19 protein-coding genes are annotated in these 21,457 nt (G+C 58.3%); 13 read left to right on the forward strand and 6 right to left on the reverse strand.

Features of this window, described 5'->3' with window-relative positions; translation table 11 throughout:
• The first annotated feature begins 44 nt into the window (after positions 1-44).
• Together ACI3K0_RS14435 and ACI3K0_RS14440 are read left to right on the forward strand one after the other, a co-directional pair.
• A complete protein-coding gene (locus tag ACI3K0_RS14435; protein WP_148144517.1) occupies positions 45-749 on the forward strand; it encodes a response regulator transcription factor in 705 nt (234 codons plus the stop codon).
• Position 750: 1 nt separating this feature from the next.
• Positions 751-1,764: a HAMP domain-containing sensor histidine kinase gene (locus ACI3K0_RS14440; RefSeq protein ID WP_148144748.1), complete on the forward strand. Its 1,014-nt coding sequence runs from the start codon at positions 751-753 to the stop codon at positions 1,762-1,764.
• Here the strand turns inward: ACI3K0_RS14440 and ACI3K0_RS14445 are convergent.
• Entirely contained in the window at positions 1,761-2,582 is an 822-nt protein-coding gene (locus ACI3K0_RS14445) for a glycosyltransferase family 2 protein (protein WP_148144516.1), read from the reverse strand. The two genes, ACI3K0_RS14440 and ACI3K0_RS14445, sit on opposite strands and share 4 nt — an antisense overlap.
• 275 nt (positions 2,583-2,857) lie before the next feature.
• On the opposite strand from ACI3K0_RS14445, the gene ACI3K0_RS14450 reads away from it, so the two are divergent.
• The 5 genes from ACI3K0_RS14450 to ACI3K0_RS14470 are packed head-to-tail and all read left to right on the forward strand — an operon-like array spanning position 2,858 to position 7,615.
• A complete protein-coding gene (locus ACI3K0_RS14450) occupies positions 2,858-3,646 on the forward strand; it encodes an NAD(P)-dependent oxidoreductase (RefSeq protein ID WP_148144515.1) in 789 nt (262 codons plus the stop codon).
• Entirely contained in the window at positions 3,639-4,418 is a 780-nt protein-coding gene (locus ACI3K0_RS14455; protein WP_206827184.1) for a glycosyltransferase family 2 protein, read from the forward strand. Before ACI3K0_RS14450 ends, ACI3K0_RS14455 begins: the two co-directional genes overlap by 8 nt.
• Positions 4,418-5,584: a DegT/DnrJ/EryC1/StrS aminotransferase family protein gene (locus tag ACI3K0_RS14460; protein WP_148144513.1), complete on the forward strand. Its 1,167-nt coding sequence runs from the start codon at positions 4,418-4,420 to the stop codon at positions 5,582-5,584. The genes ACI3K0_RS14455 and ACI3K0_RS14460 overlap by 1 nt, the downstream gene beginning before the upstream one ends.
• A gap of 3 nt (positions 5,585-5,587) precedes the next feature.
• Positions 5,588-6,673 (forward strand): GDP-mannose 4,6-dehydratase, encoded by a 1,086-nt coding sequence (gene gmd / locus ACI3K0_RS14465; protein ID WP_404945495.1) that lies wholly within the window; start codon positions 5,588-5,590, stop codon positions 6,671-6,673.
• A gap of 12 nt (positions 6,674-6,685) precedes the next feature.
• Complete coding sequence (locus ACI3K0_RS14470) at positions 6,686-7,615, forward strand: GDP-L-fucose synthase (protein ID WP_286194894.1); 930 nt, start codon at positions 6,686-6,688, stop codon at positions 7,613-7,615.
• A gap of 39 nt (positions 7,616-7,654) precedes the next feature.
• On the opposite strand, the gene fhuB is transcribed toward ACI3K0_RS14470, so the two are convergent.
• The 5 genes from fhuB to ACI3K0_RS14495 form a co-directional block, all read right to left on the reverse strand.
• Positions 7,655-9,622: a Fe(3+)-hydroxamate ABC transporter permease FhuB gene (fhuB, locus tag ACI3K0_RS14475; RefSeq protein WP_404945496.1), complete on the reverse strand. Its 1,968-nt coding sequence runs from the start codon at positions 9,620-9,622 to the stop codon at positions 7,655-7,657.
• Positions 9,619-10,503 carry an ABC transporter substrate-binding protein gene (locus tag ACI3K0_RS14480; protein WP_206827178.1) on the reverse strand — a complete coding sequence of 295 codons (885 nt, stop codon included), beginning with the start codon at positions 10,501-10,503 and terminating at the stop codon, positions 9,619-9,621. Before ACI3K0_RS14480 ends, fhuB begins: the two co-directional genes overlap by 4 nt.
• A gap of 12 nt (positions 10,504-10,515) precedes the next feature.
• Positions 10,516-11,292 (reverse strand): ABC transporter ATP-binding protein, encoded by a 777-nt coding sequence (locus tag ACI3K0_RS14485; protein WP_404945527.1) that lies wholly within the window; start codon positions 11,290-11,292, stop codon positions 10,516-10,518.
• A gap of 85 nt (positions 11,293-11,377) precedes the next feature.
• A complete protein-coding gene (locus ACI3K0_RS14490) occupies positions 11,378-13,495 on the reverse strand; it encodes a TonB-dependent siderophore receptor (RefSeq protein ID WP_183685435.1) in 2,118 nt (705 codons plus the stop codon).
• A gap of 234 nt (positions 13,496-13,729) precedes the next feature.
• The gene (locus ACI3K0_RS14495) at positions 13,730-14,599 is read right to left on the reverse strand and encodes an alpha/beta hydrolase (protein ID WP_148144506.1); all 870 of its coding nucleotides are present in this window, start codon (positions 14,597-14,599) and stop codon (positions 13,730-13,732) included.
• Between the two features lie 361 nt (positions 14,600-14,960).
• Here ACI3K0_RS14495 and ACI3K0_RS14500 point away from each other — a divergent pair, with 361 nt between their 5' ends.
• The 6 genes from ACI3K0_RS14500 to ACI3K0_RS14525 all read left to right on the forward strand — a co-directional run bounded on the left by ACI3K0_RS14500 (position 14,961) and on the right by ACI3K0_RS14525 (position 21,446).
• Positions 14,961-15,869: a dihydrodipicolinate synthase family protein gene (locus ACI3K0_RS14500; RefSeq protein WP_206827175.1), complete on the forward strand. Its 909-nt coding sequence runs from the start codon at positions 14,961-14,963 to the stop codon at positions 15,867-15,869.
• 131 nt (positions 15,870-16,000) lie between these two features.
• Positions 16,001-16,795, forward strand: coding sequence for an IclR family transcriptional regulator (locus tag ACI3K0_RS14505; RefSeq protein WP_404945497.1), 795 nt, complete (start codon positions 16,001-16,003; stop codon positions 16,793-16,795).
• Between the two features lie 187 nt (positions 16,796-16,982).
• A complete protein-coding gene (locus ACI3K0_RS14510) occupies positions 16,983-18,737 on the forward strand; it encodes an alkaline phosphatase (protein ID WP_148144504.1) in 1,755 nt (584 codons plus the stop codon).
• A gap of 141 nt (positions 18,738-18,878) precedes the next feature.
• Entirely contained in the window at positions 18,879-19,355 is a 477-nt protein-coding gene (locus ACI3K0_RS14515) for a hypothetical protein (RefSeq protein WP_404945498.1), read from the forward strand.
• Positions 19,356-19,359: 4 nt separating this feature from the next.
• Positions 19,360-20,049 (forward strand): ATP-binding cassette domain-containing protein, encoded by a 690-nt coding sequence (locus ACI3K0_RS14520; protein ID WP_148144503.1) that lies wholly within the window; start codon positions 19,360-19,362, stop codon positions 20,047-20,049.
• Positions 20,046-21,446, forward strand: a complete 1,401-nt coding sequence (locus tag ACI3K0_RS14525; protein ID WP_183685437.1) for an ABC transporter permease — start codon at positions 20,046-20,048, stop codon at positions 21,444-21,446. Before ACI3K0_RS14520 ends, ACI3K0_RS14525 begins: the two co-directional genes overlap by 4 nt.
• The last annotated feature ends 11 nt before the right edge of the window (positions 21,447-21,457 follow it).

Raw genomic sequence — 21,457 nt, forward strand, 5'->3', positions numbered from 1 at the left:
AAACGACGATATCACCGACATGGTCGAATATCTCGGGAGACATCATGCCACTCCGCATCCTTGTTGTTGATGACGAGCCGAACATCCGCGACGTCATCTGCTTTGCGCTGGAACGTGCCGGCATGATGACCGAAACGGCACGGAACGGATCTCAGGCCATGATGGCGTTTCGTTCCGGCAGGGTTGACCTCATCATTCTCGACATCGGCATGCCGGATATGGACGGGCTGGATCTCTGCCGTCAGATCCGAAAGACTTCTTCGATCCCGATCCTTTTTCTCTCTGCAAGGGATGAAGAGATCGATCGGGTTTTGGGATTGGAAATCGGCGGAGATGACTATGTTACAAAACCTTTCAGCCCACGCGAATTGGTTGCGCGGGTCAAAACCATCCTCAAGCGCAGCGGTGTTTCGGGCATAACCGAAAAAAATGAGCAGGGTGTGGTCGCTGGTGGTCTGCGGCTGGAACGAGCTAGCCGCACTGTAAACGTCAATGGCACTCCCATGACGCCCACCGCTCTCGAATTTTCGATCCTCGAAACCCTGATGACGCGCCCGGACATGGTTTTCAGTCGCGAGCAATTGATGCAGGCCGCCTACGGACCCGGAACGTATGTCTCCGACCGTACGATCGACAGTCATATCCGCAATATAAGGGCGAAGCTGGCAGCGACCGGCGCCGATAACATCATCACAACGGTCCATGGCGTCGGCTTCAAGCTGCGCGCGAACAATGAGCGAGGCAGCTGAAATGCCGGCTCCGCAGGTCAAATCGAAATGGCGGCCACCGATCGCGCTCATCGTCTATTCGGTGCTTCTATCGATCATGATGTTGCCAATCATCAGCATCATCTGGTTTCGAGCAACAGACAGCGCTTCCTTGACGACGTCGACGGAGGCCGCCGTACTTCTTGTTGTGTTTCTCGTAACCCTAGCGGTTGCCTATGTTCTCAATCGAAACATTGCCGGCCCTATCAATGCGCTGATTGTGCGATCGAACGAGATTGCCCAAGGCGGGAGAGCCGCGATCCGGCCGCTTGAAAGCTACGGCACGCGCGAAGTCGCAACCTTGTCCCAGAGCTTTCTGGATCTCGCCGGCAAACTTGTCGATCGCAGCGAATATGTGCGTTCCTTTGCTGCACATGTGTCGCATGAACTAAAATCGCCCCTGACCTCGATCCGCGGGGCGGCAGAGTTGATGCTCGACGATGGTGACGATCAGGTTATGACCAAGGCCGAACGCCTGCATTTTCTCGAAAACATCATCGACGATTCGAAGCGGCTTGACCTGTTGCTGGAGAGACTTCGCGAACTCGCTCAAGCAGAAACAGCGCTCCCCGTCGACAAAATCTGTGCCGACGAGATCCAAAGCATGCTTCAGGTCCGCTTTCCCGATTATGTGATTGCTGTATCAGGACAATCGGCGGCTCGCTTCGCGCTTCCGATTGAGGCGGCCAATGTGGTCTTCGCAAACCTCGCGGAAAATGCTTTCCAGAATGGTGCAACGCGCCTCGATCTTAGGGTGGAAGCCAACCGGCTTTCCACCAAGATCTTCGTAGCGGACGATGGGAGCGGGATATCGGACGCAAACAAGGACCGTGTGTTCCAGCCATTTTTCTCGACCCGGCGACTGGATGGCGGAACAGGAATGGGGCTTGAAATCGCCCGTACGATGCTCGCCTCGCACGCAGCAACAATCACGCTGCAAAAATCATCCTGCCAGGGCACCGTTTTCCTGGTTACCGTTCCGCAATCGAGAGGCTAGATGGTTGGTCCAGGCACTTCCGGCACTTCTCCGCCAAGAATGCGGTCCGCAAACGAGATTTTGGAGATGCCATGGCGAGTGAGAAGCTCCTGGTCCTCATGCGAACGGAATTCCGCCTGCTGGGTCGGTGACGAGTAATATTTGCCGATCAGCATCGGCAGACGCACCATTTTTAGCCCTTTTTGATGCACCGCGCCCCAAAACAACGTATCGCCAATCGATTTGATGATCGATCCATCGTTGAAATAACTCGGATAATATTTCCCCAACGCTGCGGCATGCCAGAGGGTCGCCGGACCAAAAGTGCCGCGTTCACCGGACCCCGAGCCCAATCTCAGCCGCGAATGTGGTTTGGGCGGCCACTCGGATACGAATTCCGAAGCGATAAGCAAAGGCGCCTTGAACGGCTGATCCAGATGGGAGTCATCGAAACAGATCAGCCACTCGCCGCCAACGAGCGCCGCCGACGAGGCGCAGGACGCTCCAACCATCATTTCCACTGCATTGGTGGCCAGGCGATCGTCAAGATTGAGGTTCATGACATAGAACGACTTGTTGAGCGCGACGGCTGCAGCCCACGCTTCGTAGATCGAAAGTGGGCCTGAGAACACGTAGCAATCCGCATCCAGCCAATCCGGCGGCGTATCACCATTGTCGAAAATGTAGATCATGCGCACGCCAATACTCTGGCGGCGCAGATTAACATAATGGGATTTTAGAAGATCGAGCTTGTTTTGCTGCCGATGCCAGACCGCGCAATACACGGTAACCAGAGCGCCCTCAAAATCGCTCTGCGTCCTCACTCGGGTATAATGCATATCGGGGAATTCCTTCGCCGTAAGGTTCGCGCATGGAACAAGCGTCATTTATTGTTAACGAGGGATGGCATGCGTCGGGCGTTCACGTCAATTGCCATAACCACGATTTCTGGGGCCTGAACCGTGAGTCTTCAAGCCTGTTACTTGGATGAATCTCTGCGCTGCGAAACCCTTCGTCACGCATAACAAGGGCATAGAATGCAGCAGGCAGTCGGCTCCACTTCTTATTGTCGATGGGCTTCGTCTCCGGCCCATGTCCGTAGATGGTGTGATCAATGCGAATCCTGGTGACCGGTGCAGGCGGGATACTGGGGCGGCATGTGATTTCACATCTGGCCCGCCTGTGTCCTGATGCGGAAGTAATCATCAACAAGATCGACCTGACCAGCCTGGATGCCGTGCGGGCGCAGTATACGGCAGCCTCAGTCGATAAGATTATCCACCTTGCTGCTCTGGTTCCTGTCGCCTCGGTCAAGGCAGATCCTGCTCGTGCCTACGCGGTGAATGTCGGCGGCACGATCAACCTTCTTTCCGCGCTGGAGGGGCAGAAGGCTTCGTTTGTGTTTTGCTCTTCAAGCCACATTTACGCGCCATCAGCAGAGCCAATTTACGAAGAAGCGGAGAAGGTGCCGGCATCGCTTTACGGTCGCACCAAGTGGCAGGCGGAAAGCGTTGCTGCAGATATATGCGACGCCACAGGGCGGGCCTTTCTCGCAACGCGGCTTTTCTCCATTCACGACCCTGCCCAAACGGGCTCGTTCCTGCGCCCTTCTGTAGAACGTCGTCTTGCCAATGAAGATCTGACGCAGCCTTTCGAACTGCCTGGCGCAGACAGCATCCGTGATTTTCTGCCTGCTGAGAAGGCAGCCGAATACGTGGTGCGCCTTGCCCTTTCTTCAGCAACCGGTCCTGTCAATGTCGCCTCTGGCAGTGGCACGACGATACGCGATTTTGTTCAGGGATTGAGCCCGCATCCTCTCGAAATCCGAGCTACCGGCAGCGCCGATACTCTCGTTGCCAATATTTCGCGGCTTAGACAGATCCTAGGAGACCTTAATGTCTGAGACTGTTTCCATTGTCATTCCAACCTTCAATCGCGCGGGCATGCTACCTGTGGCGATAGAGAGTTCGCTGAACCAGACGCGCCCCGTCGAGGTTATCGTTGTCGACCACGGATCGACAGATAACACAGCGGAGGTGGCGTCATCCTACGGTGATCGTATCCTCTACATTCGCCGCGAACGCGACTTCGGCCCGCATTTTTGCTGGCTGGAAGGCGTGCTGCATGCCAAGGGTGACTTCGTGCACCTTCAGTATGATGACGACTGGATCGCTCCGAATTTCATCGAGGCTTGCCTTTCCGTTATCGGCGAAGACACCGGCTTCGCATTCAGCGGCGCGGATGTGGTCGATGGACCGGGGCTTCCGACCAAGCTTCGCCAGTTCGTAGAGTGGCTACCCGAAACCGGCATATTCGCTGTCGAGGCTGTCGAGAAACAGATCCTCGGCTCGCTGATTTCGCCCGGTGCAGCCGTCTATCGCCGCCAGATCCTGCTCGATGCTCTCTATCAAGGCCGGCTGCCGCTGCAGACGCACGAATATCGCGGCGTCGGCCCTGACGCCTTTGTCTCGCTACTCTCGATGCTGCGTTATCCCAAGGTCGGCTTTGTCAAAGAGCCGCTCGCCTTCTTCCGCGCTCATGAGGGATCCATCACCATCGATGCTTTTGCGTCCGGCGAGAAGACCCTGAAACTTCGCGCCGCCTATGCCGAAGTCACCCGCTATTATCTGGAAATGAAAGTGATGCGCTCGGTGCGCATCAGGGAGGCATCTTGATGTCCGCACTTCGTCCTATCCGCCTCGCCGAGGAAACCATTGCCCAGGACGAGCTTGAGGCGCTCTCCGAATGGATGCTCGCGGGCAATCGACTGACCAAGGCCGAGCAGACGCTCGCCTTCGAAGAAGAGTTCGCGACCTGGATGGGCAGCCGGCATGCGGTCTATGTGAATTCCGGCTCCTCCGCCAACCTCCTGATGATCGCCGCGCTGAAAGAAGCCGGCCGTCTGCGCAATAACAAGGCGATCGCCGCCGGCGTCAGCTGGGTCACCACCGTCTCGCCCCTGTTGCAATTGGGCTTCGACGTCCGCCTGTGCGATTGCGATCCCAATTCGCTCGGTATCGACCTCAACCACCTGGAGGATCTGTGCCGCACTGATCCCCCGTCGCTGCTGATCCTTGTGCATGTGCTCGGCCACTCCGGCGACATGGATGCGATCCGCGACATCTGCCAGCGTTATGACATCGAGCTTTTAGAAGATTCGTGCGAAGCGCTAGGCTCTACATACAAGGGCCGGAAACTCGGCTCGATCGGGACGGCAGGCAGCTTCTCGTTCTATTATGGCCACCATATTTCCACCATTGAGGGCGGCATGGTCGTCACCGACGACAGCGACCTGCACCAGCTGATGCTATCGCTGCGATCGCATGGATGGAGCCGCGACCTGCGGCCGGACCTGCGCAAATCTCTGGCTGACGAGAATGGTATCGACGAGTTCAAGAACCTCTACACCTTCTATCACGCCGGATATAACCTGCGCTCGACCGACCTTCAGGCGTTCCTCGGACGTTCGCAGCTGAAAAAACTCGACCATATCGTTGAGCGCCGGCGCATCAATTTCGAGCTCTATCGCAAGGCATTGCCGGACTTCTTTTGCCAGTCGGGCAATACGGAAGTTCTTTCTTCCTTCGCCTATGGGACGTTCATTGAAAACCGGCTTGAAACCTACAAGCACATCAATGCGCTCGATATCGAATGCCGTCCGTTGATCTGCGGCAACATCGCGCGCCATCCCTTCTGGCTCAGGGACCATTCGCAGCCCGCGCTACCGAACGCAGACAAGGTGCACGATTACGGTATCTACCTGCCGAACCATCATAACCTGAACGAGGCGGATATTGCGCGTGTGGCTGAAGCCTTCGCAGCAGTCGCTCGTCCCTGCTAAGGAATGACTACCATGACCAACAAGGCTGTGAAACGCGCACTGATTACTGGCGTCACCGGGCAGGACGGTTCCTATCTGGCTGAACTCCTGCTCGAGAAAGGTTATGATGTTCACGCCATCAAGCGCCGTTCATCGAGCTTCAATTCCGGGCGCATCGACCATCTTTACGAAGACCCGCACGAAACCGAACGCCATTTTACCCTGCATTACGGCGACATGACCGACTCCACCAACCTGATCCGCATCATTCAGGAAGTGCAGCCGGATGAGATTTATAACCTTGCCGCACAGAGCCACGTGCATGTGAGCTTCGAAACGCCGGAATACACCGCAAACGCGGACGGCATGGGCACATTGCGCATCCTCGAAGCGATCCGCATTCTGGGCATGGAAAAGAAGACTCGCTTCTATCAGGCCTCGACATCCGAACTTTACGGCAAGGTGGTCGAGACACCCCAGAAGGAAACCACCCCGTTTTATCCGCGTTCGCCTTACGGCGTCGCCAAGCTCTACGCCTTCTGGATCACGGTCAATTACCGTGAATCCTATGGCATGCATGCCTCCAATGGCATCCTTTTCAATCATGAAAGCCCGCGTCGCGGCGAAACTTTCGTGACCCGCAAGATCACCCGCGCCGTGGCCGCCATCGCTGCTGGCGATCAGGATCGGTTGTATCTCGGCAATCTCGACGCCAAGCGCGACTGGGGCCACGCCCGTGACTATGTCGAAGGCATGTGGCGGATTCTCCAGCAGGATGAACCAGACGACTACGTCCTGGCCACCGGCCGCACCGTCAGCGTGCGTGATTTTGTCAGTACGGCCTTCAAGGTTGCCGGCATCGATATCGAATGGAAGGGCGAAGGTGTCGATGAACGCGGCTTCGAGCGTTGCACGGATCGCTGCCTCATCGAGGTCGATCCGCGTTACTTCCGCCCGACGGAAGTCGATCTCTTGCTGGGGGATCCTGCCAAGGCTAAGGAAAAGCTCGGCTGGACAGCAACCACCACGCTGGAAGAAATGATTACCGAGATGGTCCAGTCCGATATTCGCGAACATGGGAATTCGGTGCATCAAAGGGACAAGGACTGACAGATGAAGCCGCTGTTCGAGCTTGAGGGAAAACGGGTCTGGGTGGCTGGCCATCGCGGTATGGTCGGCTCGGCGCTCGTGCGGCTTCTCTCAAGGGAAAACTGCGAGGTACTGACCGTGCCGCGCAGCGAAGTAGACCTGCGGGATCAGGCTGCGACGCGGCGCTGGCTTGTGGACACACAGCCGGATGCCGTCATCATGGCGGCAGCCCGTGTTGGCGGCATTGCGGCCAACAGCGCGTCGCCAGTCTCCTTTCTCTACGACAATCTGATGATCGAGGCGAATGTCATCGAGGGTTCGGCGCGCGCCGGGGTGGAGAAGCTTCTTCTTCTCGGCTCGACCTGCATCTATCCGCGTGACGCGGAACAGCCGATCCGCGAGGAATCGCTGCTGACAGGTCCATTGGAAAAGACCAACGAATGGTATGCCATTGCCAAGATTGCCGGCATCAAGCTTTGCCAGGCCTATCGGCAGGAGCAGGGACTGGATTTCATTTCGGCACAACCCACCAACCTTTACGGTCCCGGCGACAATTACGACCTGGAAACAAGTCATGTTCTGCCGGCGCTGATCCGCAAGGCACATGAGGCCAAACTGAACAATGCAGACAGTCTGACGATCTGGGGCAGCGGTAAGCCGCTTCGGGAGTTTCTTCACGTCGACGATCTGGCAGAGGCAGTCGTCTTCCTGTTGCGTAACTATTCCGACGCTTTGCCGGTCAATATCGGCTCGGGCGAAGAGCTTTCGATCGCCGATGTCGCCCATCTTGTCTGTGAAACCGTAGGCTTCGAGGGACCGCTCTCCTTTGATCGTTCGCGACCGGACGGTACGCCGCGCAAGCTTGCCGATCTCACTCGCCTGCATGGCCTCGGCTGGGACAATGCCCGGCCGCTGAGAGTGGGCTTGAAGCAGACCTACGAGAGTTTTCTGGCCAGCCAGTAGGCAGGTGGGGAGCCGTTCAAAGTCCGGAGCGGAAGACGCTCAGGCCTTTCGACGCATCATCAGCATCAGGAATGGCGCGCCGATGAGTGCTGAAACGAGCCCCGCCGGGATCTGGTAGGGCGACACGATCGTCCGGCCGACGAAATCGGCGGCCACCATCAATCCGCCGCCAATCAGGGATGCGCCGATCATTTGCGGCATGGCACGCGTCAGGCCGGCCTCCCGCGCCAGATGCGGTCCCATCAGCCCGACAAAGGACAGAGGGCCGATTGTCAGCGTTGCAGTTGCAGTCAGCAATCCGGCAAGCCCGAACAGTGCCAGTCTGGCGCGCGCCAGAGGTACACCGACCGCAGCGGATGGCGCGGGTCCGAGCGGCAGGATATCAAGCCATCGCCGTGCGGCAAATGCAGTTGCGATGAGGATAACTGCAATCACTGTCTCTGCTGCGGCACTCATGCCGTCGACCAGATAGGTGGAACCGCTCATCCAGCGCATCAAAAGCACAGCGCGCGGATCCCCCGTCGAACTCAGCACGCCGACAACGGCATCGACCATTGCACTGAGCGCGATACCGGCAAGCAATACCCGCTCGGGTGCGAAGGATGATCGACGGGAACCAAGCAATATCATCGAAAGCACGATGATTGCCCCTATCACCGCAAACAGGAACTGGCCGGAAAACCCCGGCGCGATCGAAAAAAGTGCGATCGCGACACCGAATGTCGACCCGGCGCTGATCCCGAGAACTTCGGGGCTTGCCATCTCGTTTCCGGTCAGCCGTTGGAGGATCGCGCCCGCGACGGCGAGCATCGCCCCGGATGCCAGGACAGCGAATATCTTCGGTATTCGGATGGACAGAATATCGAGAGAATATTCACCGGAAACAAGCGTCCAGCTTCCATCGACACCTCGCCCGACAAACATGCTGAGCAGCAACAGAAGAACGAGGATTGAAAAAGCGATGATGATCGGGATTTTTGTATCCCATCGGCGCGACCGTTTTTGTATCGCGGCCTGTTGAATTCGGTGGCGGATCTTCAGTCGCGGCAAAAGCGCCAGAAGTAAAGGCGAGCCGAAGATCGCCGTGACCGCTCCGGTCGGCAGGAAATCGCCAAGCTCGCCTGCGACAAGCTGCAGGACGGAATCGGCAAAGAAGAGCAGCCCGGCGCCGACCAGCGGAGACCATAAGATCAATTGCGCCGGCCGCCGCGCACCGGCAAGCCGGGTAATCGTCGGCGCCACCAGTCCGATAAAGCCGATCACACCCACAGCGCTGGTGACGAAGGCTGCAAGCGCAACGGCGCAGACAATGACGATGGCACGAAGACGGATCAACTTCACCCCGAGCGCCGAGGAACTGCTCTCCCCCAGATCAAGCAGGGAGAGCGGCCGGATGAGCACCGCGCAGATGATGGAAACGACGGCAAGTTTCCAGATCAGCGACACGGGAATGACCCAGCTTTGCTGTGCGAGCGAGCCCGCGCCCCAGATGAACAGGCTCGCCAGGTATTTCTGGTTCAGATAGGTCAGGATGGCCGCAAGGCCGCCGCACCAGAGGCTCAGCACCAGGCCGGAGAGCACGAGCGAATAGGGTGAGAACCCTCGGCGCGCACCGAGGCTGACGACGATTGCGGCTGCGACACCACTGCCGACTAGAGCAACGAGATCACGGCCGGCTCCCAAAAGACCGGGCAGGAAAAGCGATGTGATGACCAAGGCGAGGTTTGCTCCTGCCGAAACGCCGAGCGTCGTCGGATCGGCCAGCGGATTGCGCAGGACCTGCTGGAAAAGCGCGCCCGACAAGGCAAGGGCAGCACCGGCAAGCAGCGCCGTCGCGAGCCGCGGGAGCGTTGAATAATAGAGCACCATCCGCTCGATATCGTATGCGGACATCGTTGGCGCGGACAAGGCGGGGGCGGCAAGAAACCAGGATGCCACTCCGCCGGCGCAAAACAGCAATAACGTCACGAGGGCCGGCCCGAGAATGTCGCGACGGGATGCAGTCATGAATCTTTTTCCAAAAGCTCAGTCAACAGACCGGCGAAGCGCACGGCCTCGTTCACCATGCCGAACATCAGGGCCGGTGGAAGAACGGAAAAATGTCCTGGCTGGGAAAATGGAAGGCGTTGCCAGAGCGGACTATCGGCGAGCCTCGGCAATACATCCGGCGGGATGGGATCGAAGGCGATCAGGCGCGCATCCGGATCCTTGATCGCCGACAATTCCTCGATGCCGATCGTCTCAAATCCCCAGTAATTCGACTGTTTTTCCCAGGCGTTGCGCACGCCGATACGCTCCAGCGCATTGTGAAACAGGCCCGGCGCCGAATAGATCCGGGCGTGGCGGGCGTCCATGAAATTGACCAGCGCCACCGGCGGCAATTTCCTGCCGGAAAGTCTATTCCTGCAGGATTCGAAAAAGGCGTCGGAATGCGCCAGAAACCGCTCCGCCTCGTTCTGCCGTCCGATTTCCGCCGCAAGCCTGCGTGTCGCGGCAATGGCCGCCGGCAGGATAGGACCGGCGCCTGGCGTAAAAACTTCCAATCGAACGACCTTTGCGAAGGGCTGGAGCCTGGACAAAAGTTCATTGAGATAAGGTGTCGTCAGGATGATATCGGGCTTCAACTGCACGAGGATTTCGAAATTGATCTCGTTGGCGCTGCCGATATCGATCACGGAGGATGGCAGAACTGGCTCGACGACCCATCGGCCCCAATCGGCGAGATCCGAAATTCCGACAGGCGGCAGACCAAGCGACAGAAGCGTGGATGATAGCCCATAATCAAGGCTGACAATTCGCAATCCGGCCATTTCGGCAAATACCGGCTTCGGCATCATTGCTGCTGCCGCCGCCGCGCATTGCAGGAAAGATCGCCGCAAGACCGTCATCTTGTCATGGCCTCAGCGGGCATAGGCAAGGGGATGCGACAGGCTGGATGCGGCAATCACATCCATGTCGATTCCGTAAATGCTGCGTAAAGTCTCTGGCACAAGTATGCCATCCGGCGTTCCACTGGCGACCACGCGTCCGCCCTTCAGCGCATGGATCCGATCGCAGAAGCGTGCGGCCATGTTGATATCGTGAAGCACGATGACGATGCTTCGACCACCCTCATGCGCAAGCCGCCGCACCAACGACAGGACTTCGATCTGATGGGCGATATCGAGTGCAGCAGTCGGCTCGTCGAGCAACAGGCAGTTTGCGTCCTGTGCGATCAGCATGGCGATCCATGCCCGCTGGCGCTCCCCGCCGGACAGCGTGCCCACCATTCGGTCGGCAAATCTTTCGATATGCGTCGCCTCGATCGCAGCCTCGACCTTCTGCCGGTCGAGATCGGAAAACCGGCCAAGTGCACCATGCCAGGGATAACGCCCGCAGGCGACAAGCTCGCGGATCGTCATGTCGGATCCGGTGCTCAGATCTTGCGGCAAATAGGCGACGGACCGTGCGAAATCGCGGCCGTCATACTGCTTGAGATCGCGGCCAGCATAAGCGACGGATCCCGCGGTTGGCGTCAGCTGTCGTGCAAGTATTTTCAAAAGGCTTGATTTGCCCGAGCCATTATGGCCGACCAAAGCCACCACTTCTCCTGCCGGAAAATCGAGGCCGACATCCGACAGGATCGCATTGCCATCGATCGAAAGACCGAGGTCCTGCACGGTAAAGGCTTTCGTCATATCGAGCGTTTCCTGCGCGAGCGGAACCAAGGTCATGCCGCCCGCCCGTATGTCTAGGATGACATCGGAAGGACGGCTGCCAGTTTTACCACTTGTACTTGAGCGAACCCAAGACCGTGCGGCCTCGGCCGGTATAGCAATAACCGTCCGTGCAAACCTGTTCGCGTCGATCCGCAAGATTGGTGGCACTGACAGCAAGCGATAGTCCCTTGAGGTCGGGAGCGGTGGCGCCGAAGTCATAGGACAGTGCGGCGTCGAGATAGGCAACGCCGGCATTCTTGCCGGTATTCGCGTCGCTGGTGAAGGATTCGCTCATCGCACGTACACCACCACCGATGCTAAGACCGCTCAATGCAGTGTCTTCCGGCACGGCATAGTTCACCCACAGAGATGCGACGTGACGCGGCACCGTCGAAGGCGTGTTGCCGATCAGGGTTGGGTCGAAGTTTTCCGTGATTTCGGCGTGAGCATAGGTATAGGCAGCGATCAGGCTGATGCCGTTATCGAACTCGGTACGTCCTTCGATTTCAAAGCCGGTATAGGTGTTTTCGCCGGAATTGTGCGAGAACAGGTAGCTCGGGACATCGTACTGAGGCTTGCCCGTTTCCACCAGCCTGTATACGGCACCACTCAACGAATAGTTCTCGCCCTGCGGCTGGTATTTCAAGCCAACTTCGATCTGGCGGCCCTTGGTTGGTTCGAGAACCGAACCATCGGCTGCAAGCGCTGTGGATGGAATGAATGATGTTCCATAGCTGATATAGGGCGCAAGACCGTTGTCAAACAGGTAAAGCAGTCCCACTTGGCCGGAGAGGACACCGTCATCCTTCTCGCTGGTGGAGCCGCCCTCTACAGCGGTCTTCTGGTGCGCCCAGTCATAGCGAAGACCCGCCACAGCGCGCCATTTGCCGAATTCAATCTGGTCCTGGGCATAGATGCCTGTCTGGCTGAGGCTGCTGTCGGTGAAGTCGGTGAGCGCGGGGATTGCCACCGTGGAGCCGGGAGTACCTGGCGCAACCTCATCATCGCCCATAGCGAATTCCGACATGACCCGGGTGTAGTCAAGCCCCATGAGCAGCGTATGCGAAAGGCTGCCGGTGTCAAACTGGCTCTCGAGCTGATTGTCGATCTGATAGGCGCGCATGTCCTCCGTCACCGCAGTCGTTGGCCAATTGCCAGCGGCATTAAGGTATACGCGGTTCAGGTAATGCGCCTTGAGATCGACATCGCCGATACGCGCATTCTGGCGGAAGGTCAGGCCGTTATCGAACTTGTGCTCAAGCTGATAGCCGAGCTGGTACTGCTCCACCTTCTGGCTGTTGAAGTCAGGGTCGGTATAGAGGAAGACGTCCTTGCCCTGAAGGTAGCTCCACGCGCTCGCGCCTGTTTCACCCTTCTGCGCCAGACCGTAGACCGTGAGGGTCGTGTCGTCGCTTGGCTTCCAGGTAAACGATGGCTGGAGGAGGTAGCGATCATCGGGGATGTCGTAGCTTCCCTCTCCCTCTCGGGCAAGGCCGACCAAGCGGTAGAACAGCTCGTCACTCTCGCCAACTGGACCTCCGAAATCGAAGGCAGCCTGCTTGCGGCCAACGGTGCCGTATTGCAATTCGACTTCGTGGTGAGCCTCTTCCTGCGGCATCTTGGAGATACGGTTGACGATACCCGCGGCGCTCGCCGCACCATACATCACCGAGACTGGCCCCTTGAGGATCTCGATGCGATCCAGCGTATAGACTTCAGTAGCAAACGAGCCGTAGTTCATGATCGGCTGGCGTAGACTGTCGCGAAAGTCACCGGTGGTCGTGGTTTCGATACCGCGGATGTAGATCTGGTCAAAACGAGGATCGTAACCGAAAGCGCCGGTGGTGACGCCCGAGCTGTAGCGGGCTGCCTGGATCATGTCGGTGACGGCACGCTGCTCCATTTCCTCGTGTGTCACCACCGAAATGGCGCGTGGCGTTTCTACCAAAGGCGTGTCCGTCTTGGTGGCTGAAACGGTGCGCCTGGGCACCACCGTGTCGTTGTCTTCGCCGATTGTCGTTGCTCCGCTTTGGAGAACGATCGGAGCAAGCTGAGTTGCCTCACCAGCTGCGTCCTGCGCAATAGCCGTGGCCGGTACGAAAGCTACGGTCATGGCACCAACCAGTATAGTGGAACCAAGAAGACGATGGCGCGCGTGGAACCGGTGAAGAGAGAACGTCATTGCCCGATCCTTTTGACAAGGGACAAACTGAATTGAATGATCCGAAAAGATCGTGGATGTGAGACGCGCGAAAGCGAGTTTCTCTCGACGAAGTCAACTCACGGGGTCAGCTATAAAAGCTCGATTTCGAGTGATCAATAAAATATGATGCATATAGTCATCTTTTTCCCAGGCGGCGTAAATTTGTCACGCCTCAGTCGAGGCACATATGCCAGAGGCCTTTGATATTAAAGATCACTTTCTGACTGCGAATGCGATGTTGACGGCCCGGTTTACAGCAGGTCCAAGCACCGACATGTGCGTCTCACCAGGGAAAATTTCAAATTCGGTGCGAATACTGTCTGCAGTGCCGTTCAGACGAACAGCCATTTCCCTGGCAAGCGATATAGTCCTCTCCGTTTTCCGCTTTTCGAGGCGTGCCTCGGCATCCTCGTTCCGATACTGAAACGGCGCCAGTTCATCGCCTTCGTACTCCCCGGCAGATAGATGCAGGAATGGTGCGTTACCGGGTGCATCCTGTCGCCGCGCCTCATTATTGAGGATTTCGCTTCCTTCCCAATAAATGGTCGGGCTGGCGGCAATCCAATTTTTGAACAGACCCGGTCGCTCGAACAGCGAAAAAAGCGTGAAGAGGCCGCCGAACGAATGGCCGAAAAGCGATCGGCGCGCAGGATCGAGCCGCACCATGTCCGCGATTTTCGGCAGCAGTTCGTGTTCGATGAAATCGAGCAATTCTCCCGTGCCGCCGATCAGAACCGGAGGACCACCTTCGAAATAAGGCGGATAGGATTTGACCGGCGGAGGTCCGAGATCCCAGGCTCGGCGCATCGCATTATAGGGCTCGTCCGAAGGATAACCGATGGCTGCAACGACGCCCCAACCGACATTCGTTCCCGTGGAATAGGGGGCCTGAGTAACAAGGCTCGCTACCGCGAAGGGAAAGGTGGCATTGCCGTCGGTCGTCACCAGAAGCGGCCATCCCTCCGCAGGCGGCTCGCCGGTCGGAATTGAAAGGAAGATCCGATAGGGTTCACCACCCTTTGCGGGCATCAGATCGAAAAAACATGTCCCGGGCATCGCATAGACTTGTGTCCCCTCGGTCATGCTCTCTCCCATCAGTCAATCGTGCATCACGTAAGTGATCGCTAGGGGATCGATCGAATGGCTGCAAGCCACCCGGGATAAATCTTGACAAGAAATCACAGGTATTGAGCGGTCATTTCAATCGCCAAGGCGGATGGGCAGGATGACTACGGCTGCCCCTCAGCACCCGATCAGTGCCCGCAATCTCCCCATGGTGCGACATACAGCCTCGCAATGGCATTTGCCAAAGCCGGACAGTGGCACTTCGGCTACGCTGAAAATTATCGGAACGTCGTTCTATAATATAGAACATATGAGAAATTTCTAACGTCCAACCATTTCGCATGTTCCGATATCGCTTTTGACAAAAGGAGGTTTGTTAATGTCCAGATTGATGAAATTTTCCGGCATCATTCCACCCGTACCCACGGTCTTCAAAGATGATGGCAGCTTTGACACGGCCGGCATGGCACTGGTCATTGACCATCTCGTCAATGCAGGCGTGGACGGCATGTTCTTCCTCGGCACCGGGGGAGAGTTCTCCCAGATGTCCCATGAGGAGCGTCTGGCGCTTGCCGAATTTGTCGTCGGTTACACTGCCGGCCGCGTGCCGGTACTGATCGGCACCGGCAGCACCAATACGCGCGAGGCAGTCACGCTCAGCCGGCACGCCCAGTCGATCGGCGCCAACGGCGTCGTGGCCATCAATCCCTACTACTGGAAGGTGACGGAAGAAAACCTGTTCGGTTACTTCTCCGCAATCGCCAACGCGGTCGAACTGCCAGTGCTGCTGTATAATTTCCCGGCGCTTACCGGCCAGGATCTCCATCCTGCCTTCGTCAAGCGGCTGGTCGATGCACATCCCAATATCGTCGGCCTTAAGGATACGATCGATTCGGTGGCGCATCTGCGAGACATGGTCGATATCGTGAAGGGCGCACATCCCGAATTCAGTGTCTTCTGCGGCTATGACGATCATCTGTTGAATACGCTGCTTCTGGGCGGTGACGGCGCCATTTCTGCCAGCGCAAATTTCGCGCCGAATGTTTCGACGGGCATTTATCGCGCAGTCAAGGACGGCGATCTTGCAAGGGCCACCGCTCTCCATCGCACCATCCTGCAGCTGCCGCGCATCTACAAGGTCGATGTGCCGTTCGTCGGCGTGGTCAAGGAAGCGATGAAAGCCTGCGGGCTGCCGATCTCCTCCTATTCGCTGCCACCGGCAGCGCCGCTCAGCGAGGAGAAGATTGCGGTGGTCCGTCGCGTGCTCACCGATGCGGGCATCATCTGAGCCTGCCTTGGCGAGATCGGAACCATCGAAGGGAACCGCCTCCCGGCTGGTTACCGCGAGCCGGGCCATATGTCGCGCACCTGCAAGACAGCCGGAACTGTGCTAGACATCATTCAATTTCAGGCGAGCCGGTGGACATCGGCTTGCTCTCATCCCAGCGGGTAAGCATGCCGATCATCCAGTCCGTAGACAGAGCACTGCAGATTCTCGACCTGTTCGACGATCAGAACAGGGAGATCAAGATCACGGACATCAGTATCCGGACCGGATTGAACAAGAGCACGCTGCATGCGCTGCTTAAGACCATGCAGGCGCGCGGCTACATCGACCAGAATGAGGATAACGGGCGTTATCGCCTGGGGATGAAACTGGTCGAACGCGGCAATTTTGTCATCAGTTCGATAGACATCCGCAAGATCTGCAACAGCTTTCTTGTCAGCCTCTCCGAACAGACCGGCCAGACGGTGCATCTCGGCATCCTCAATGGAAAGCATGGCGTCTATATCGACAAGGTGGAGGGGCAGGCAGCCGTCATCACTTATTCACGGATAGGTCGGCAACTCCCGCTTCACTGTACGGCAATCGGCAAGGTGCTGGTTGCCTTTCAGGATCGGGAGACCCGAGAGCGCATCCTGACAGGATATTCCTACGAGGCGGCGACACCGCGTTCCATCGGCAGCGAAGCAGCCTTTGTCAAAGAGGTTACCAACGTTCGTGAGCAGGGATATGCGATCGACGACCAGGAACATGTAAAAGGCGTGCGCTGCACCGCCGTGCCGATCTTCGACCACAAGGGTAAGATTGCCGCAGCCATCAGCCTCTCCACGCTCACGCCGATCGTCAACAATCGTGACTTCGAACGTTACATCGGCCTGTTGAATTCCGTCAGTAGCGAAATTTCTGCTCTGATCGGGCACCGTTCCTAACGCGAGCCGGCCTGCTTGGCTTGCCACGGTATGGACGGGTGATCCAGGCAACTGCATTTCACTGCCACCGGAAATTTGAGGCTGGGCGTCGAGACATCGACCAATCATTACTGTGGGCAAGTCATCCAACTGTCACATGGCGGGACTAGGAGGGGGCGTCGTTTTTTCACATGTCCGTGAGGGGAATATGCGCAAACTCTTTTCCGCCTTGGTCGCTACGACCATTCTCGCCGGCGCCGCTCAGGCTGCCGAAGTCTACCCGCTCGATCGCGCGACGATCCTGACTGGTTCGCCGTTCGATTTCAAAGTCGAGTTCGATAAAGTCGTAAAGCCGGAAGACGTCAAGATCACCGTCAACGGCCAGGATTACAAGGCAGCTCTCAGCAAGGAAGCTGAGTTCGTTGCCGAAGAGAAGAACAAGGACAAGGTCCTCGGTTCGGCCGTCATCCTGCGCGGCGTGACACTTGCAAAAGCCGGCGACTACAAGGTTGAAGTTGCCGCCGGCAGCGAGACCAAGAGCATCACCTGGAACGTCTACGGCACGCCGGAACAGGCCAAGGCCAAGAACGTCATCTTCCTGATCGCCGACGGCCTGTCGGTTGCTCACCGCACCGCTGCTCGCATCATGTCCAAGGGCATGACCGAGGGCAAGGCCAATGGCCGCCTGAACATGGACGACGTTCCGCCGGCAGCCTTCATCGGCACCTCGGCCACCGACGCCGTCGCCACCGACAGCGCCAACACCATGTCGGCCTACATGACAGGTCACAAGACCGCCGTGAACGCCATCGGTGTTTATGCCGACCGTACTCCTTCCTCGATGGACGACCCGAAGGTCGAAAACATCGCGGAAGCGCTGCGCCGCCAGACCAAGAAGTCGATCGGCATAATCTCGACCGCCGAACTGCAGGACGCAACGCCGGCAGCCGTCGTCGCCCATACCCGCAAGCGCGGCGACAAGGCCGAAATCAACGGCATGCTGTTCGACGTCAAGCCGGACGTTCTGCTCGGCGGCGGTTCCGCCTACTTCCTGCCACAGGCAACTGCCGGCTCGAAGCGCAAGGACGACAAGGACTATATCGCCATGTTCAAGGATGCCGGTTACACGCTGGCAACCAGCAAGAGTGAACTTGCAACGGCTGCCGGCACCAATACCGGCAAGATCCTCGGCCTGTTCCACACCGGCAACATGGACACGACGCTTGACCGCGAGTTCCTGAAGAAGGGCACCGTCGGCAAATTCCCGGAACAGCCGGGCCTCGTCGAAATGACCAAGGTTGCTCTCGACAACCTGTCGAAGAACCCGGAAGGCTTCTTCCTGATGGTTGAAGCCGCAAACGTCGACAAGATGTCCCATCCGCTGGATTGGGATCGCGCTGTCGTCGACACGATCGAATTCGACAAGGCGATCGGTGTTGCGCGCGAATTCGCCGCCAAGAACCCCGACACACTGATCGTCGTTACCGGCGACCACACGCACGGCGTTTCCATCATCGGCACCGTCGATGACGAAAAGCCGGGCACCGAGATGCGCGAAAAGGTCGGCACCTATGCCGAAGCCGGCTTCCCGAACTACGAAGACAAGGACGGCGACGGCTACCCGGACAAGGTCGACGTATCGCGTCGCCTGTTCCTCAACGCCAACAACGGCCCGGACCATTACGAAACCTTCCGCCCGAAGCTTGATGCTCCGTTCGTTCCAGCCATCCAGAACGAAAAGAAGGAATATGTCGCCAACGAAGCCTATAAGGATGTGCCCGGCGCAGTTCTCGTAACCGGCATCATCCCGAAGAGCGCAGACAGCGGCGTGCACGCCGTTGACGATATCGTTCTGCAGGCAGAAGGCCCCGGCGCCGAAGGTTTCCGTGGCTATATGGAGCAGAGCGACGTCTACAAGGCTCTCGCCGAAGCTTTCGCGCTTGGCGCAAAGCAGACCAACTAAGACTTGAAAACAATGAGGGTACGCCGCCGTGGCGTGCCCTCATCGTATTTTTCCGGGTTCAGCTGTCCCTGGTTTTGCCCGGCTTGCATTGTCCGCCGTCCCGCGTGACGATGAGCGAATATTTCAGGAAGGAGAAGGGTCATGAAGCAGCTTCATCCGGCGCGTTTCAGTCGCCGCCAGGCGCTCACCATGACACTCGGCCTCATGTCCGGCCTGCCGCTGCTGGCGGCTGCGGGTCGTGCACAGGCCAATAGCGACATCACTTTCGACGAACTTTACGGCAAGGTCAGCGTCCTCGGCTTGGAATTCTCCGAAAAGGTCAAGCAGCTGAACGGCAAGGAGATCGCCATGCGCGGTTTCATGGCCCCACCGCTGAAAGCCGAAGCGCAGTTCTTCGTGCTGACCGAAATTCCAATGTCGATCTGCCCCTTCTGCTCGACCGATAGCGACTGGCCCGACAACATCGTCGTCGTCTATCTCGATGAAAAACAGACCTTCACCCAGCCCAGCCAGACGATCGAAGTGCGCGGCAAGCTGGAAATGGGCTCCTGGACGGATCCGGAAACCGGATTCGTCAGTCTTCTTCGTATTCGCCAGGCCGAATACGCCACGGTTTGAAAACATGCTGTCGCTGAAAATTGAAAATCTCGCCGTCGCGTTTCCCGGCCTGACGGCACCGGTGCTCGCCATAGATCATCTCGAAATCGCAGCAGGCAGCGGTGTTGCGCTGACGGGTGGTTCCGGCTCGGGAAAAAGCACGCTCATCAACATCATTGCCGGCCTTGAACGCACGCGTGCGGGTCACGTCTTCTGGGGTGATCAAAACTTTGCGGATCTTTCCGAAGGCAGGCGCGACCGCTGGCGCGCCGCCAATATCGGCTTGGTCATGCAGGATTTTCATCTCTTTCCCGGCCTGTCGGCGATCGACAACATTCTGCTGCCGGCGCGCCTGTCGCGCGTGGTGACGGCCGATCTTGTGAAGCGCGCCCACATGCTGTTTCAAACGGTTGGCCTCAAGCGGCCCGAACAGCATGTCGAGACCATGTCTCGTGGTGAGATGCAGCGTGTCGCGATTGCCCGCGCGCTTCTGCGCAAGCCGGGCGTCATCATCGCCGACGAGCCGACCGCCAGCCTCGATCTCGAAAGCGGTGAGGCAGTCGGTGATCTTCTTCTGTCGGTTGCCGCGGATGCCGGCTCGACCCTGATCGTCGCCAGCCACGACCCGCGCCTCATCGAACGGCTTGGTCGCCGCCTGTCGTTGAAGGGCGGCCAGATCGTCGGCGACACGCAGACCGGGGAGATGGCGGCATGATCCGGTTCATCCTTGCAGATCTGCGTCGCCTTTGGCTCGGCGGTGCCGTCGTGGTGCTTCTGGTGGCACTTGCCACCGCACTCGGCGTTGCCGTCACACTCCAGGAGCGTTCTCTTCGTCTCGGCAGCGCCCGCGCCGCAGACAAGTTCGATCTGATTGTCGGCGCCGCCGGAAGCGAAACCCAGCTTGTCCTCTCCTCCATCTTCCTGCAGGCCGCCCCTCTACCTCTGATCGATGGTTCTGTCTTGACCAAGCTTTCCGCCGATCCGCGCGTCGATTGGGCTGCCCCGGTCGGTTTTGGCGACAGTTTTGCCGGTTATCCGATCATCGGTACGACCACGAAACTCGTTGCGGGCACCACGCCCGGCTTTGCCGAAGGCAGGATGTTTGCCCTGGAAGGTGAAGCGGTTCTCGGCGCTACCGTCAATCTGCCGCTCGGCGCGGAAATCAAGCCGATGCACGGCACGGCCGAGACGGGTGGCCATACGCATGCCGGCCCGGCCTATAAAGTCACTGGAAAGCTGCGACCGACCGGCACGCCTTGGGACCGCGCCATTCTTGTGCCCATTCAGGCAGTCTGGCACGTCCATGGTCTCGGCGAAGAGCATGGGCATGAGGAAGAGCATCGCGACGGAGACGGTCACCACCACGCCCATGAAGGCAAGGAACACCACGAGGACGGCGAAACGCATGTCGAGGGCGAGACGGAGGAACACGCCACACCGGTCGCGGAGATACCCGCCGTGCAGCCTGCCAAACCAGCCTTCGCCCTCGGTGCAGCGTCCTCCGCTCATATCGAAGAGGATCATCACGGCAGCATCGATCCGGATGCGCTGATAGTCGAAACCTTTGGTCCCTCCACGCCCGGCCTGCCGGCCATTCTCGTCAAGCCGAAAACGATTGCCGATGCCTATCGGCTGCGTCAGGAATATCGAACCGGCAGCACGCTTGGCGTCTTTCCCGGCGAAGTGCTGACGAGGCTTTATGCGACGCTCGGGGATGCGAAGATGATCCTGAGCGCGGTCGCTGCCGGCTCTCAGGGGCTTGTTGCGGCAGCACTGGTTCTGGTCACAGTCATCCATGTCGGCCAGAGGCGTCGTCAGATCGGTGCGCTGCGAGCCTTTGGCGCTCCCCGCCTTTCCGTATTCACCATCGTCTGGCTGGAGCTTTTCCTGCTTGTTGCGCTCGGCATCGGCATCGGCTTCCTCATCGGCCTGGCGGCCGCCCAGATCGGCGCGCAGCTTTTCGCCGCCAAAAGCGGCGTCATCCTGCCAGTCGGATTTACGCGTGAAGATCTGCGTTTGGCGCTGGTATTCCTCGGCTTCGCCGCCATTCTGGCAGCCGTGCCGGCACTGCTTGCCTATCGCCAGTCCCCCGCAACCGCCCTGCGCGCCTGATCAGCGCGCAG

The sequence above is a fragment of the Rhizobium sp. ZW T2_16 genome (assembly GCF_044987325.1).
Classification (GTDB): domain Bacteria; phylum Pseudomonadota; class Alphaproteobacteria; order Rhizobiales; family Rhizobiaceae; genus Neorhizobium; species Neorhizobium cellulosilyticum.